At 39.0% G+C, this 13,713-nt stretch carries 18 protein-coding genes and 1 pseudogene; all 19 read right to left on the bottom strand.

Going from position 1 to position 13,713, the window contains the following annotated elements:
- Nucleotide 1: 1 nt before the first annotated feature.
- Nucleotides 2-1,621 (bottom strand): phage tail protein, encoded by a 1,620-nt coding sequence (locus STRIC_RS04485; protein WP_008088547.1) that lies wholly within the window; start codon nucleotides 1,619-1,621, stop codon nucleotides 2-4.
- Nucleotides 1,621-2,235, bottom strand: a complete 615-nt coding sequence (locus tag STRIC_RS04480) for a hypothetical protein (protein WP_040831959.1) — start codon at nucleotides 2,233-2,235, stop codon at nucleotides 1,621-1,623. The genes STRIC_RS04485 and STRIC_RS04480 overlap by 1 nt, the downstream gene beginning before the upstream one ends.
- Nucleotides 2,236-2,246: 11 nt before the next feature.
- On the bottom strand, nucleotides 2,247-2,534 hold the full coding sequence (locus tag STRIC_RS12640) for a hypothetical protein (RefSeq protein ID WP_008088032.1): 288 nt from the start codon (nucleotides 2,532-2,534) through the stop codon (nucleotides 2,247-2,249).
- A 29-nt stretch (nucleotides 2,535-2,563) separates the two neighbouring features.
- Entirely contained in the window at nucleotides 2,564-3,715 is a 1,152-nt protein-coding gene (locus tag STRIC_RS12635) for a phage tail protein (RefSeq protein WP_008088624.1), read from the bottom strand.
- A 15-nt stretch (nucleotides 3,716-3,730) separates the two neighbouring features.
- Nucleotides 3,731-5,056 (bottom strand): phage tail tape measure protein, encoded by a 1,326-nt coding sequence (locus STRIC_RS12630; RefSeq protein ID WP_008088416.1) that lies wholly within the window; start codon nucleotides 5,054-5,056, stop codon nucleotides 3,731-3,733.
- 57 nt (nucleotides 5,057-5,113) lie between these two features.
- Nucleotides 5,114-5,824: a hypothetical protein gene (locus STRIC_RS04470; protein ID WP_008088123.1), complete on the bottom strand. Its 711-nt coding sequence runs from the start codon at nucleotides 5,822-5,824 to the stop codon at nucleotides 5,114-5,116.
- 51 nt (nucleotides 5,825-5,875) lie between these two features.
- A complete protein-coding gene (locus tag STRIC_RS12395; protein WP_008088063.1) occupies nucleotides 5,876-6,040 on the bottom strand; it encodes a hypothetical protein in 165 nt (54 codons plus the stop codon).
- A complete protein-coding gene (locus STRIC_RS04465; protein ID WP_008088557.1) occupies nucleotides 6,037-6,402 on the bottom strand; it encodes a hypothetical protein in 366 nt (121 codons plus the stop codon). The genes STRIC_RS12395 and STRIC_RS04465 overlap by 4 nt, the downstream gene beginning before the upstream one ends.
- An 11-nt stretch (nucleotides 6,403-6,413) precedes the next feature.
- A complete protein-coding gene (locus STRIC_RS04460; RefSeq protein ID WP_008088037.1) occupies nucleotides 6,414-6,998 on the bottom strand; it encodes a major tail protein in 585 nt (194 codons plus the stop codon).
- Nucleotides 6,988-7,323, bottom strand: a complete 336-nt coding sequence (locus STRIC_RS04455; protein ID WP_008088500.1) for a hypothetical protein — start codon at nucleotides 7,321-7,323, stop codon at nucleotides 6,988-6,990. Before STRIC_RS04455 ends, STRIC_RS04460 begins: the two co-directional genes overlap by 11 nt.
- The gene (locus STRIC_RS04450; protein ID WP_008088402.1) at nucleotides 7,313-7,693 is read right to left on the bottom strand and encodes an HK97 gp10 family phage protein; all 381 of its coding nucleotides are present in this window, start codon (nucleotides 7,691-7,693) and stop codon (nucleotides 7,313-7,315) included. Before STRIC_RS04450 ends, STRIC_RS04455 begins: the two co-directional genes overlap by 11 nt.
- A complete protein-coding gene (locus STRIC_RS04445) occupies nucleotides 7,690-8,022 on the bottom strand; it encodes a phage head closure protein (RefSeq protein WP_008088197.1) in 333 nt (110 codons plus the stop codon). The genes STRIC_RS04450 and STRIC_RS04445 overlap by 4 nt, the downstream gene beginning before the upstream one ends.
- Entirely contained in the window at nucleotides 8,022-8,297 is a 276-nt protein-coding gene (locus STRIC_RS04440) for a head-tail connector protein (protein ID WP_008088552.1), read from the bottom strand. Before STRIC_RS04440 ends, STRIC_RS04445 begins: the two co-directional genes overlap by 1 nt.
- An 18-nt stretch (nucleotides 8,298-8,315) precedes the next feature.
- Complete coding sequence (locus STRIC_RS04435) at nucleotides 8,316-9,500, bottom strand: phage major capsid protein (protein ID WP_008088064.1); 1,185 nt, start codon at nucleotides 9,498-9,500, stop codon at nucleotides 8,316-8,318.
- 2 nt (nucleotides 9,501-9,502) lie between these two features.
- On the bottom strand, nucleotides 9,503-10,237 hold the full coding sequence (locus STRIC_RS04430; protein ID WP_008088293.1) for a head maturation protease, ClpP-related: 735 nt from the start codon (nucleotides 10,235-10,237) through the stop codon (nucleotides 9,503-9,505).
- Nucleotides 10,197-11,471 (bottom strand): annotated as a pseudogene (locus tag STRIC_RS04425) (phage portal protein). The gene STRIC_RS04430 and the pseudogene STRIC_RS04425 overlap by 41 nt, the downstream one beginning before the upstream one ends.
- Nucleotides 11,472-11,486: 15 nt before the next feature.
- A complete protein-coding gene (locus STRIC_RS04420; RefSeq protein WP_008088070.1) occupies nucleotides 11,487-13,079 on the bottom strand; it encodes a terminase large subunit in 1,593 nt (530 codons plus the stop codon).
- A 67-nt stretch (nucleotides 13,080-13,146) separates the two neighbouring features.
- Nucleotides 13,147-13,368 (bottom strand): DUF4314 domain-containing protein, encoded by a 222-nt coding sequence (locus tag STRIC_RS04415; RefSeq protein ID WP_008088227.1) that lies wholly within the window; start codon nucleotides 13,366-13,368, stop codon nucleotides 13,147-13,149.
- The gene (locus tag STRIC_RS04410) at nucleotides 13,353-13,655 is read right to left on the bottom strand and encodes a hypothetical protein (RefSeq protein WP_008088061.1); all 303 of its coding nucleotides are present in this window, start codon (nucleotides 13,653-13,655) and stop codon (nucleotides 13,353-13,355) included. Before STRIC_RS04410 ends, STRIC_RS04415 begins: the two co-directional genes overlap by 16 nt.
- Between the last annotated feature and the right edge of the window lie 58 nt (nucleotides 13,656-13,713).

Below are 13,713 nucleotides of genomic sequence, written 5' to 3'. Positions count from 1 at the left end.
CTTAATTCACCACCTTTGTAAAACTTAAATTGCCTGACTCCCTTGGGATAAAGGCAAACTTCCCAAGTTTCAAGCTATGAATAAACTCACCATCAACCGCATAGAACTTACGGTTTTGCCAGTAAGCTGAGTCTACCCCACTTTCCATAAAGACCATGCGGTCATTTTCAATGCGAAGTGTGATGGGATTTCCTGTTTCACCAAGTAAAATATCTCCATCCACAAAGCGAATATACTTAGTAATCTCCGCAAAGCGTGCTGCGTTTGTTCCGTTGATTTGATTTTGTTCCTTTTTATATTGATTAAAAGTAAAGTCAATACTATTAGCGGTTTGTGTAATCAAGGAGCGAACTTGTTCTAACAGTTCATTGGATTTTTCTTTGTTGTAATAACTGTCCGATACTTCCAGTCTGATTTCACTTGCCGATTGGTTGATATTCGAGTTCGCCTCTCGCACAGCTCGTACAACTGCAAGATCACTTTCACTTCTTACTTCTTTTTCTAAATGACGATACGTTGTCTCAAGGGTTTGTTTACTCCGTAGGTTATCCTCCACATAAGACTTGAACTCAGTCCCGATGGAGAGGATATTCTTTTCAGGGTGTAGTAAGTCTAGGGACAAACTACGTACAAGCATTTTCTGTTCCAAGTTGAAATTAGGAATCTTAATAGGAATCATCGTACCTAGTAAAAATGAAGAAACAGCCACCCCTGCTTTTGAGAGGTCAGCTGCTGTTAAAGTATATTTTGTCGCAAGTCCCATGGCGTGTGCTAAGTCTTTTTTACCTGCTTGAAGTAAACGTTCTGAGGTGGTGATATGATCATGTACCACAATCTTTTTGATAATTCCATAACGTTTAATCCCTTCTTCATCTCTTAGTTCTTTATAACCGTAGGTTTTCTGAAGTGTTAACCGTTCATCCGTATCTCTACCTTCTGCGTCTTTTACTTTAGCCCCTACTGGTAAGATGACAGTCGCTAGTTCATGACTCGTCATTTCTTTTTTGGCGTCCATCAAATTCACACACTGTTCAACTGACTGGTCACTGATAAAGTTTAACTCTGCTAGATAATCAATATAAGCAACATTCCCATCGTGACGAATCCATAAAAAGCCTCCAAGTAAATCTAAGAACTTCTCTTTTAGCACTTTCCAAGTGGATAAATGCTGGTCACTGGAACGGACGATATTGCCTTGTTCCGTATCATTTTTGACGGTAATATTCCCAACTCGAAATTGCTTAGTGGGTTCAACTTGTTGATTGTGTTTTTCAATAATCGTACGAAAGAGAGTCGCCACATCTCCCACAGAATAGTTAAAGGGCTCTTGCATTGAATCATTAAAAAAGGCTAGTTCTCCTTCGCATTCAATCGTATCATTTTGAAACAAATCAAGTGTTGGAGCATAAGGTCTCCCACGAAATAAAAGCTTACCTTCATCATAAACTGTCACGATGGACTTCATGAGTTTCGTTCGACCATAACTTGGATTGCTTTTTGGAATGGTAAACTTCAGTGTTCCTGACTCATTCACAGCTAGTTTAAGTGTGGCATCTAGCACAGCATACTCACTAAAGTGTGGATGGTACAACATTTCATCATCGACATAGATTGTGTACATTAAATCACCCCCTGTTTGAATGTTACTTTAATCACACCACTGCCACTGACTTTCAGTTCATTGTTTCCAGTTTTAAATAAAATAGGCAGTGTATGAACCCCTTTTTGAACGGTATAAGTAGAACCTTTAAATTGAATCGTTGCATTTCCTGTCGTTTCAATTTTTGGAACAGACGGCATCATCATACAAAGGCAAAGCATGGACTGAGACGTACTGGATAGGGTGCGTTCTTGATGAAACTCTTTATCTAAAAAACGATAAGGATAACAATCACACTGCACTTTAACGGCATAGTGCCCATGTTCTCGTGTTACATCAGTTATCACACATCGCCCTTTAAAGTAGCCATTGAGATGAGAAAAATGGAGTCTGACTTCACGGTTAAAGAAACGATAACCTAGTGTCTGACGCTTTTGTTCTAATGTAGCGTCATCTCCCACAATTCCAAGAACCAGTTCAATCGAACGATTGTGATAGGTAGTGTATCCAGTCAGCGCCTCACTCATATCTAGTTTTCCATTTCGACCAGGTACTTCAACTAGTGTTAGTTGTGGTTCTGGTATGCCAATATGAAATTCTTCCAGTACAATTTGATGACGTTGGTATAAGCTCACATCATCTATACTTAATTCAATCGTCCTCGCTCCCTCCTAATCGCTAAATGAGACAAGCCATTATCAATGGCAGGAAGTAGTTTCCCTACCAATGTGCCGTCTTCTAAATAAATCCCTTTACTACTGTTATCTGCGATAATTTGTAAGTAAGGTTCTAAATTGTTCATGCTAAGTTTTTCATCCAGCATCTTGTTTAACTGATTGTAAAAACCACGTAGTGGTAATATCGCTTCAGCTCCAGCCTCGCCACCAGCCATTAAGGAACTACCATTCATGCCAAAGAGTGTCGGACGTGTCATAATCCCACCGTCTTTATACCAATCGATTGCTAAATGTGGCACACTTGGTGGAGCGAGAAACTCCCTTGAATACTAAAGTGTGGCAACTTGATATGTGGAAGTTGTAGTCTAATGCTACCGAAGAATCCAGTAATGGCATCAACCACTGATTTCACTTTATTTTTTGCAGCCTCGATTGGTGTTACAATGGCTTGTTTGATACCATTCCAGATGGTGGTTGCTGTATTTTTAATCCCATTAAAGATACCACTCACCGTACTTGCCACTGCATTAAATACATTTGAAACCGTGTTTTTAATGCAGTTAATCACATTACCGATAGTGCTAGCAATGGCATTCCAAATTGTTGAGATGACCTGCTTAATGGTATTGAAAACAGTCGAGATAATATTAGATAAAACACCTAGAACGGTAGATACGGTATTGCTGATAGCATTCCACACAGTCGTAAAAATACATTGAATAACGGTCAGAACGGACTTGATAAAGTTACCGATTGTACCTAGTACGGAACTAACGGTGTTACTAATCGTATTCCATACCGTCATAATAACTTCTTGACAGTTCTCCCAAATAAAACGAAATGGCAAGGTAATCAAATTAAAATAGCCTGTGATGAGTTCAACAATAAACATCAAGGCTACTGTTAGAATATTTTTAATGGTTTCCCAAATCGTACTAAATGCAGTCGATAAACCGTTCCAAATAGTCAGAAAGAAATCTGAAATGGTTTGCCATGTTGTCTGTAGGAAACTAGAAATACCTTCCCATAACCCCTTAAACCATTCCGTAATCGTTCCCCAGTTTTTAACGGCAAGAACAATTAAAGCAATGGCCGCAACAATGGCTGCGATAATGCCAATAATTGGAAGAAGTGATAAGTTCAAGGCTCCAAAACCAGTCGCTGCACCACCAGCGGCTACTCCAGCTACAGTAGTTCCAGCAGCACTACCAGCACCAGCTACCCCAACAGCCGTTGTACCAGTAGCCGTTCCACCTAATAACCCAATCAATCCACCAAGAGCTGACGTAATTGTTCCCACTGCTGAGATAAGTTTTCCGACAAAGATTAAAACAGGACCAACTGCTGCCGCAATCAGTCCAAATTTTACGATGGCTTGTTGCATGCCTGGCGACAAACTATTCCACTTATCTTTTAAGTCACGTAATACATTCGCCACTTGTTTTAAGACAGGTTATAAGACCGTCATGAGGCTATTTCCTAAATCTGCTCCAACTAGTTTTAAACTGTTTAGTGTCGTTTGAAAACTATCAATAAGGTCTAAGGTTTCATTAAAGGTATTCTCGACATTTCCTAAATTATCATTCAGAGAGGTCCCTAGTTCTGCAAAGGATAAAGAACCGTTTTTACAGGCTTGGTAAATGGTTGCACCAGCCTTTTTACCAAAGAGTTCGTAGGCTGCTTTTAAGCCTTCCGTGTCACTTTTGGCATTGACCATACTGTCTTGAATTTCTTTTAGCGCCTCATTCATGGGTTTCCCTTTTGCGGTGGCATTTGCCAAGGCTTTCGTTAATCCACTCATGACTTGCGAAGTATCTGCCCCAGACATCTCGACATTTCCTAGAAAGTTTGCCGCGTCACTTGCAGAAAATCCTAATTGTTGAAGTGCTCCAGAATTGGTGACCATACTTGCAGCAAGGGTATCCATACTAATACCAGTGCGTTGCCCAACAGCATTCATCGTATCCAGCAACGCTCCCGCATCTTCTGCCTTTAGTCCAAAGGCTGCGATGACTTTTTGCGTGTTATCGATGGCAGTCGAAACATCTACATTGTTTAACTGAGCAAACTTGATGAACTTCCCTGATAAATCTTCGAGAGCATCACCCGTTAAACCAAAACGAGTATTTACTTCCCCAATCGCAGCCCCTGCCGTTTCAAAGTCAGTCGGAATGGATGTAGCTAAGTTTTCCATCCGCTTTTGCATATCTTCTAAAGCTGCACCACTTGAGCCAGTTTTAGTGACAATCGTGTCCATACCTTTATCGACATCATTAAATGCCGCAAGACTTGCAGCACCAAGAGCCGTAATGGGCGCTGTCAGATGAGTGGTCATCTTTGTGCCAACTTCAGATGTTTTCTCTCCAACACCTTTTATCTTGTCGCCTACTTCTTGTATAGACGCAGACAAAGCACTCGGTACTTTTTTAGCTTGTTCTTTTAACTTTTCAAGTTCTTGTTCAGTTTCTATGATTTCTCGTTGTAAGGCATCATATTTATCTTGTCCAAGCGTTTCATTTTCAAGTTGAACTTTGGCTTGTTTATCCGCCTCTTTTAAAGCAGTCAACTTGTCACTTGTGTCATTAACAGCACTTTGAAGTAGCTTTTGTTTTTGAGCCAGTAACTCAGCATTGGTTGGATCCAATTTTAATAAACGGTTCACATCTTTTAAAGCAGACTGCGTGTTTCGGATATTGTTGTTTACACCTTTTAAGGCTTTATCTAAACCAGTCGTATCGCCACCAATCTCAACTGTAATTCCTTTGATTCTATTTGCCATAGCCATTCCTCCTTTCTTTAAAAATAGATATAAAAATAACCATCAGTTTTCTGATGGCTAAGATTTCATTGTTTCATCTTCAACTTCTGGTTCTGGAATATTAGACGTTTCATCATAGATGTTCGGAATGAATACATGGAAATGCTCCATATCTCCATCGAGTTTACCATTTTTAATGAAAAGTCCTTTAATTCTTCTCCCTAAAGACTTTTTATCTTCTACGATAAAATTCTCAATTTCATAAAATACCTCATGCAATTCAGACTTATCTAAAAACTCCCACACTTTCTGTTCAAAGACTAATTGACCAGTCATTTCACTATTACAATTCGAATTAGCGGATTGTGGATATACATTAATTACATTTCCTCTTCCAAAAAAATTTATCACTTTCTGCTCGTCTAAATGCTTACTTTGAACTAAATATTCTTTAAACTTATTAGCAATATAATGTCCTCTATGCACAGCATTATTATGGCCATATGGGTATTGTGTGTTCCAGTTTCTATTTAAAATAATATCATTGTAAAATCTATTAGTAGGACTTTTTGAGAGCCTCACTTGCCGCAAAGTCTTGGTAGGATCAAATATATAGTCAATTTCTTTCATAGACTGATAGTCTTGTTCAAAATCGCAAGAAATTTTATAAATCCCTTCCTGCTCTATATATTGATAATTCATATATCCTCGTTTATCAAGCTCGTTTGGTATTTCTCTTGCTGCAAAGATACTATCAACAAGATAGTCTTCTGGTTTCTTATCGCTCATTGTATTACCTCTTACTAAAAAACCTAACTACTATTTTAACATATACAAGAACTAAAACCTATCAAACTCCTTCTGACCAGCTACCTTTTGGTATTTCACATCATCATTGGCTTTTTCTGTCCACATATCTAACACCATACCAATCGTGAGTAAATCCAAATCTCCAATCGAGATTCCAATTTCAACACTTCTTAATAAGAATAAGGCTGTTGTCATTTCACGACTTGTTTTTTCAAGTTTTTTTTAGACTGAATATCCGTTTGTAAGTTGCTACCCCATAGTTCTAAAATCTCTGGTAGGATTTCATAAATGCTAAACATTTCAAACTCATCTAACCATTCGTCAATTGTCGGTGGAATACTTTTATCCGCATGCCACGCCATAATATAAGCAACGTTCTCAAAGATTTCTAAATCTTCAATCTCAAGCGTGTTCGAGTCTTGCTTAAAGGACTTTTCTAGTTTGGCTAAGTCTTTAAAAATATCACGTTTGAACTTAATTCGATACAAACGTGGAATGGTCGCAGAGGATTTAAACTTCACTTCTTTGTTATTGACGATTACTGTTTTTTCAATCATTGTCTATCCTCCTATCGTGACGGTGTACTCGCGGTTTGTTCTTGTGGAATATAAACATTTTTATACCAGTTTTGATAAACCGTATCAGTTGTGGTATCCCCTGTACGACTCTTAACCAAACCATCTGGACGTGGATCGGCTGTAAGAGATAATTTTTCTGTACCAGGTTCAATCGTATCTTCTTTTATTTCTGATTCAAGTGACGGACGTGACGTTGAACAGTTATACAAAACATGACGGATTGCTTTTTCATCTCCGTCAAACTCAAACAGTAAGGCAAATTTCTCTGCACCTGTTGTGTCTGATTTTTCGACTAGGACATTGTTTCGGTCGAGTTTTTCTTTTAAGATTTCGGTTCTGAACCATTCTGGTATTAAGGCAATTTCTAAATCCCCACTATATCCATTATTGGCTGTCGTACGGAAATACACAATCCCATCCGCATAAAACGGACTAGAATCGCCTTCTGCATCTAAACTAATACTCACTGCACCTGGTATTGCCTTAGGTGCCGCATAGGTAAATGTTCCATCTTGGTTTCGTGTTAATTTTGCTGCATGAACATTTTTTAAATTATATTTGACTTTATTTCCCATTATTTTTTACCTCCATTTCAAATGTATATAACACTTCGTAGAGCTTTTCACTCTCAATCCAAACTTCTGATTTGGCATAAAAAATACCATGTGTATCCAGCACGGTTTCTACCTGTTGTTCTAATTCAAGTGATTTTCTGTCACTGTAGAGTTCTAATCTGACTTCTTCAATTTTATGATAGACTTTGCCATCTGCACCAAAGTGATGGCTTTGTGGTAATAAATAAATCAAAAAAGGAGGACTAGGACTTTCTCCTTCTGCAAAATGGTCATAAGCAAAAGGAAAACCAATCTCTTGAATGAGTTGTAAAATCTTATCTATCACTAAGTACCTCCTTAATTCTCTCTTCCATCATTTGAACGGCATGTTCTTCTGCACTAGCGATATGTGGTCTTGCATCCACTCGCCCACCATTTCGTTTCGCATGCCCAAACTCTAGTAAATGTGTCAGTTGATATCGGTTCTTAGAATGAACCGTAACGTTTAGACTTGTCGAATTCTCACTCATTTTCTTAACTGCCCAGCTCTTAGCGTATTTTCCACTCTTACTTGGGGCGTTACCACTAATTTCATCTCGAGTCGCTTTAGCGACTTCTGACACAATAGTCTTAATATCTCTGGTACTGTGCTTAGCATATTGTGTGAGTTCTTCCATAACAGCTTGACTCAATCCATCTATTCCGATTTTCTTCATCTCTCCACCCTCTGACAATGGAGTTTTAAAGCTTTCTTTTTATAATTCAAGTGGTCGATTCCTAAAATATCATACAGCTCCTCCTTGAATTGAATTTGATAACCTATAGAAGAAATGTTCGCTACTTCAGAAGAATAGCGAATCGTAAAATCTAGTTTACTGTTATCATAACGAACACCATGCTCTGTCACCTCTTGTGGGTTTTCATTACTGATAGTCGCAAAACAGCTATAAAACTCCGTCCATTCATTTAGATGATTGCCGATTTTATCTGTTTTAGTTTCAGATTGTAATATCGTAATCCGCTCATTGAATAAACTAATCTTCATCAGAACTCCTCCTTACGAATCCCAAACAGTAAAGAACGTAACGTTAGTGTTAGTGTATGATGGTCTGCCTCTTCACGGTTCTCATACCAGTAAGCAACCGTATATAACACAGCAGTTTTTAATTCCTCTTGATAAACTTCTACCTCATTCTCCTCTAACCTTGCAACATGGACACACAATTTTTCAGCACTCTCTAACAAAGTGAGTAAGAGTATGTCATCATCGCTCGAATCCACTCGTAAGTATTGTTTCATTTCATCTAGTCTGACAAGCATACTCTTTACTCCTTTCTACTAAGCTTTCTTAATCGGTAAGATTTGAACAGCTTCTGGTAAGATTAACTTGCCGTCCACACGTTCTTTTGCGACATAACCAATCATACCGTTACCTGCAAACAACTCTGTTAACTCTTTAAATGAACGAGTGCCACGATCACCGATGTTGTAGTAACTAAAATCGCCAAAAGTAATCTTATCTTCTGGTGCAAATGCCGAAGTATAGGTTGGATACCCTAATAAGCGATCAGGCTCTCCGTCTTGATAGCTTGGTTGCCAAATGTACGCACCATTGTTATCTTTTAGTTTACGGATAGAGGCAATCAACTTATCGTTCATAATGAACGCTGCATTCTTACGATATGGACGTGCTAATTTGTAGACCAAATCATTCATATCGTCTGATTTTAAGGTCGCAGTTTCTGGTAAATAGGTACCTCCTCCAGTTTTTGCAAAAATACCAAGTGGTTTATTCGTACCGTCACCATTTAAGAAGGCATCTTCTTCTGCGTTTGCCAATGCTTTACCAAAGCGTTCTAAAATATAGCTTTCTAAGTTAAAGGCGCTGTCATTCAAGAGTTCTTCAGTCACTTTGATGGCTACATGTAATTTATGTGCATCTAGTAAGATTTGTTTAAACGTTGCATCTCCAAAGGTTAACTGTGCGCCTTCATCAATCCAAGCAGCTGCTGGGCTTGTTGAGGCAACGTTAATTTTATGGTCCCCAGAAGTTGAAATGACAGTCGCCAAGCTACGCATGATATTTTCACTCTCAAGCGTTTGAATTAAACGACTATCATATTCTTCTGGTACTAAATAACCCACATCCGTATCGACACCTTCTTGTAGAATATTTTCTACTTGTTTAAAGCGTGTACGCATGGCTTTTAACATAGCCGTTTTATACTCGTCTTTGGCACGGCCTTGTTTAGTTGGTGTTACTTCTTGAGTTGCTTCCATCTTCATTGGTTTTGCGACAATTGGTGTATTGACTGGTTTTGCAAGTTCTTGTTCCATTGCCTCTACTCGTTGCAGACGTTCAATTTCTGCAGAGTATTGTTTCACCTTTTTCTCCATTTCATCATAAATTTTGGCATCTTCTTCAGACAATAAGTCGTCTTTATCTTTCTTACTATCCACAAAGGCTTTTGCGCCTTTCCATGCCTCGTTATGTTTTTCAATCATTTCTAATAGTTTTGACATTGCTAGTCCCTCCAGTTTTTCATTAAATTTAGTCTGTCTATTAAGTCATTTGCTTTTACACCTTGACTTGTAGATGTTTGTTGTTGAATGTGACACTTCGCTAGAATCTTATCACACAGTGTGTTTTGAAGTGTGAGCGTTGAATACAGTGCTACCATTTCTGATTGTTCCATATCTAACAAATCATCTCGTTTCATTACCTCATCTGCGAAACCTAAGTTGATGGCAGTTCGTGCGTTCATCCATGTTTCTGACTCCATCAATTTAGAAATTTTCGCCCTTGATAACCCAGTCTTAATTTCATAGGCATTAATAATGGATTCTTTTACTTCTTTTAAAATAGAGATAGCTTGTTCCATTTCTTTAGAGTTGCCAAAAATACTCATCATCGGATCATGAATCATAAACATAGCGACTGGACTCATCTTGACACTTGTACCTGCCATCCCAATCACTGTCGCAGCACTGGCTACTATCCCATCAATTTGAATCATGACATCTCCTTTACGGTCCATCAACATATTGTAGATTTGTGCAGCCGCAATACAATCTCCACCAGGTGAGTTAATCCAAACTGTGATGTTGCCCTCTACCTTATCCAGTTCTTTTTTGAACTGCTTAGGTGTCACGTCATCATCAAACCATGATTCTTCAGCAATCATGCCATTTAAAAACAATACCTGTTCAGGTTCGTCTTTATTGTTTTGTATCGTCTTCCAGTTCCAAAACTTCTTCATTGTGTTCTCCTTTCTTTGCGAATGCTCCAGCGTCTTTTAGTGGGAGCATATTGCCATTGATTAAATATAAATCTCCCCCATCTTCTTTAGAGATAAGGTCTAAATTTTCAAGTGCTCGAATATCATTGGCACTCATCCATCCATTTTGACGTGCAGTCGCATACCCACTCATACGGCTTTGATAGTCCCCACGAAGTAACCCATCTACGTTAAACTTCACGTAGTATTTCTTCTTCTCATCTTCTCGGAGTAACCGTCTTGTGATAGCTTGTTCCCAGCGACTTACCCATGGGTCGAGTGTGTACTTCACGAACTCGAGTGATTGTTGTTCAATATTAGAAAAGCTCTATTTTTCAAGGTCACCTACCATGTGTGGTGGTACTCTGAAAATTCGAGCTATCTCATTCAATTGAAATTTACGTGTTTCTAAAAACTGTGCTTCGTTTGGCGATATAGAAATCGGTGTGTACTTCATTCCTTCTTCAAGCACCGCAATCTTATGGCTATTCCCACCAGAAAATCCCCTAGTCCAACTTTCACGGACTTGTTCAGGGTTCTTAATGGTACCGGGATATTCCAAAATACCACTTGGTGTAGCTCCATTTTGAAAGAACTTCGCACCGTATTCTTCAGTCGCAATCGCCATCCCAATCGCATTTTTTGCCATCGCAATGGGACTGTATCCCACTAAACCATCAAACCCTAGTCCTGGTATATGGAGCACATCACTTGGTTGTAAGCGAACAATTCCACCACCAGTAATACTAGCATCTGTGTCATTCACCGTATAATCATAGTAAAGCTGACCTTGTTCATCTCGGTCTACTTTCATTCTGTCTGGCATGAGTGGATAGAGTGCAATGACTTCTCCCTTACCATTTCGAATAATCTGTGCATAAGCATTCCCCCATAACAACAAATGAGTCATTAAGGTTTCTCGAAAGATAAAACTGGTCATTTCTTTGTTCGGTTCATCATGGAGCACCGTGTACAGCGAATGGTTCACTGCCTTAGCCGTTCCATTCTCTGTATGTTCAAATACATGGAGTGGCAAACTCGCTAATGTTTCAGACAAGATGCGCACACATGAGTACACAGCAGTCATCTGCATAGCCGTCTTTTCGTTTACTCGACTACCACTAGTTGTCATGCCACCTAAAAAACGATATTGACTACCTTGTAGTCTGTTTTGTGGTTTATCTCTTGAACGGAATAGTCCTGATAATAGTCCCATTTGATTTCTCCTTTCTTATAGAAATAACAGTCCACGAGAGTCGTAGACACTTTCTTCGCTGATATTGCCACATCTAATCGCACGGTCCAGCGCCATAATAGTCGCAATAGCTCCATCAATCTTCTCTGTTGATTTTTCTTTATCCGCTTTGATGTTTCCTGCTGGGTCAGTTCTGATAAAAATATTGTCCATATTCCACCGAAGAACTGGATGTCCGCCGTGTGCTAATTTTTCTTCAAGTGTGAGTTTCATCAATTCTTTTGTTGGTGGACTCATATCCTTAAATCCTTGTCCAAATGGTACAACCGTAAAACCCATATTTTCCAAGTTTTGAACCATTTGAACGGCTCCCCATCTATCAAAGGCAATCTCACGAATATTAAACTCTTCTCCCAACTTCTCAATGAATTGTTCAATAAAACCGTAGTGAACAACATTTCCTTCCGTTGTCATAAGATGCCCTTGTTTCTCCCATAAATCATACGGTACATGGTCACGCCTTACACGAAGTTCTAAGGTATCTTCTGGTATCCAAAAGTAAGGAAGTACGATAAACTTATCTTCTTCATCAATCGGTGGAAAAACCAACACAAAGGCTGTCATATAGGTTGTAGAAGATAAGTCCAAGCCTCCATAACATACTCTACCTTTTAGTTCTTCCACATTTACACTAAAGGAACAGTTATCCCATTTTTCCATCGGCATCCAACGGACGGATTGTTTCACCCATTGGTTTAAACGTAATTGTCTAAACGAGTTTTCCTCAGCTGGATTTTGTTTTGCTGACTCACACGCTACTTGTACTTTTTCTAATGCAACTGTTACTCCAAGAGATGGATTAGCTTTCTTCCAAACCTTTGGATCTGTCCAGTCGTCTTCTTCATCAGCTCCATAAATAACAGGATAAAAAGTTGGATCTATTTTTCGACCACTCATAATATCTTTAGCCTTTTGATGGGTTTCATAACAAATAGAGTTGGTATCCGTCCCTGCTGTTGTAATGAGAAAATAAAGTGGTTGAGTTCGTGCATCCCCACTCCCTTTAGTCATGACATCAAAGAGCTTTCTGTTCGGTTGGGTATGCAGTTCATCAAATACTACCCCATGAATATTAAAGCCATGTTTCGAATAGGCCTCAGCTGATAGAACTTGATAGAAACTATTGGTTGGTAAATAGATAATCCGTTTTTGTGACGCTAGAATTTTTACTCGTTTATTGAGTGCTGGACACATCCTTACCATGTCAGCCGCAACATCAAATATGATCGTCGCTTGCCCTCGGTCTGCAGCACAGCCGTACACTTCCGCTCGTTCTTCACCATCCCCACAACAAAGCAGGAGTGCTACGGCAGCGGCTAGTTCACTCTTGCCCATCTTCTTAGGAATCTCAATATAGGCTGTATTGAACTGACGATAACCATCTGGCTTTACGACTCCAAATAAGTCACGAATAATTTGTTCTTGCCAGTCAAGTAACTTAAATGGCTTACCTGCCCACGTTCCTTTAGTATGTGAGAGACATTCAATAAAGTTCACGGCATAGTCTGCTAGTTCTTCGTTGTAGACAGATGTTTTTCGTTTAAACTTGGTTGGTTTGTATTTCTTCATGCCTCTCACCTCCTGTTTTTAAGCATAAAAATAAGCCGCCTATAGCGACTGTACGAGAAAAAGAGACTCAGCTCTCTTCTTCCACTTTCTTAACTTTATCTAATCCATAGAGTACATTCAATCGACTACCGTTATCCCAATGAATAAGGAGTGATCCAATGTCATCTACTCCGTGTACCGTTCCTTTTGTACCAATGGGTGGTGCTTGAATATCATCCATCTGAACTAAGATTACCCTTGTCTCAACTGGGTATCGTGTGAGCTGTTGTTCTTTTATTTTCTGTTGCATGATACATTCTCCTTAAAGTATGCTAAAACTTTCATTGATTCGTGTAAGGCGATTTCTGCGTCTGATAAGAGTTCAAATTCTTCATCCGTTAGCTTTCCTTCACTTACTTCCCACAACTCTGTGTGGGCTTGGCTTAAACATTCTCTTGCCATGCATAAGCGTTCAACATATGAAGTGGCTAGACGGTTTTCTTTGGCATCGACATGCTCTTTCACCTTTTGTGAGAACTTGTTTACCCAGTTCATTTCAACTTGTAATAACTCTTTTGCATTTTCTTTCGTATTCATCTGTTTGTACCCCTTTGCTTGTTTCGTTACACTATATATCACTCTAAACGAGAGTGAT

The sequence above is a fragment of the Streptococcus ictaluri 707-05 genome (genome assembly GCF_000188015.2).
Lineage (GTDB): Bacteria > Bacillota > Bacilli > Lactobacillales > Streptococcaceae > Streptococcus > Streptococcus ictaluri.
The sequence above is the reverse complement of the archived record's forward strand: the minus strand, read 5'-3'. Positions and strand labels throughout refer to the sequence as shown.

What these genes read in the sequence shown, in the direction of transcription:
- STRIC_RS12395 (WP_008088063.1), bottom strand. Translation starts at nt 6,040, where the DNA reads ATGACAACAGCCTTATTCTTATTAAGAAGTGTTGAAATTGGAATCTCG.
- STRIC_RS04465 (WP_008088557.1), bottom strand. Translation starts at nt 6,402, where the DNA reads ATGATTGAAAAAACAGTAATCGTCAATAACAAAGAAGTGAAGTTTAAA.
- STRIC_RS04435 (WP_008088064.1), bottom strand. Translation starts at nt 9,500, where the DNA reads ATGTCAAAACTATTAGAAATGATTGAAAAACATAACGAGGCATGGAAA.
- STRIC_RS04460 (WP_008088037.1), bottom strand. Translation starts at nt 6,998, where the DNA reads ATGGGAAATAAAGTCAAATATAATTTAAAAAATGTTCATGCAGCAAAA.
- STRIC_RS04430 (WP_008088293.1), bottom strand. Translation starts at nt 10,237, where the DNA reads ATGAAGAAGTTTTGGAACTGGAAGACGATACAAAACAATAAAGACGAA.
- STRIC_RS12640 (WP_008088032.1), bottom strand. Translation starts at nt 2,534, where the DNA reads ATGACACGTCCGACACTCTTTGGCATGAATGGTAGTTCCTTAATGGCT.
- STRIC_RS04450 (WP_008088402.1), bottom strand. Translation starts at nt 7,693, where the DNA reads ATGAAGAAAATCGGAATAGATGGATTGAGTCAAGCTGTTATGGAAGAA.
- STRIC_RS12630 (WP_008088416.1), bottom strand. Translation starts at nt 5,056, where the DNA reads ATGGCAAATAGAATCAAAGGAATTACAGTTGAGATTGGTGGCGATACG.
- STRIC_RS04410 (WP_008088061.1), bottom strand. Translation starts at nt 13,655, where the DNA reads ATGAATACGAAAGAAAATGCAAAAGAGTTATTACAAGTTGAAATGAAC.
- STRIC_RS04445 (WP_008088197.1), bottom strand. Translation starts at nt 8,022, where the DNA reads ATGAAGATTAGTTTATTCAATGAGCGGATTACGATATTACAATCTGAA.
- STRIC_RS04485 (WP_008088547.1), bottom strand. Translation starts at nt 1,621, where the DNA reads ATGTACACAATCTATGTCGATGATGAAATGTTGTACCATCCACACTTT.
- STRIC_RS04420 (WP_008088070.1), bottom strand. Translation starts at nt 13,079, where the DNA reads ATGAAGAAATACAAACCAACCAAGTTTAAACGAAAAACATCTGTCTAC.
- STRIC_RS04470 (WP_008088123.1), bottom strand. Translation starts at nt 5,824, where the DNA reads ATGAGCGATAAGAAACCAGAAGACTATCTTGTTGATAGTATCTTTGCA.
- STRIC_RS04440 (WP_008088552.1), bottom strand. Translation starts at nt 8,297, where the DNA reads ATGCTTGTCAGACTAGATGAAATGAAACAATACTTACGAGTGGATTCG.
- STRIC_RS04415 (WP_008088227.1), bottom strand. Translation starts at nt 13,368, where the DNA reads ATGCAACAGAAAATAAAAGAACAACAGCTCACACGATACCCAGTTGAG.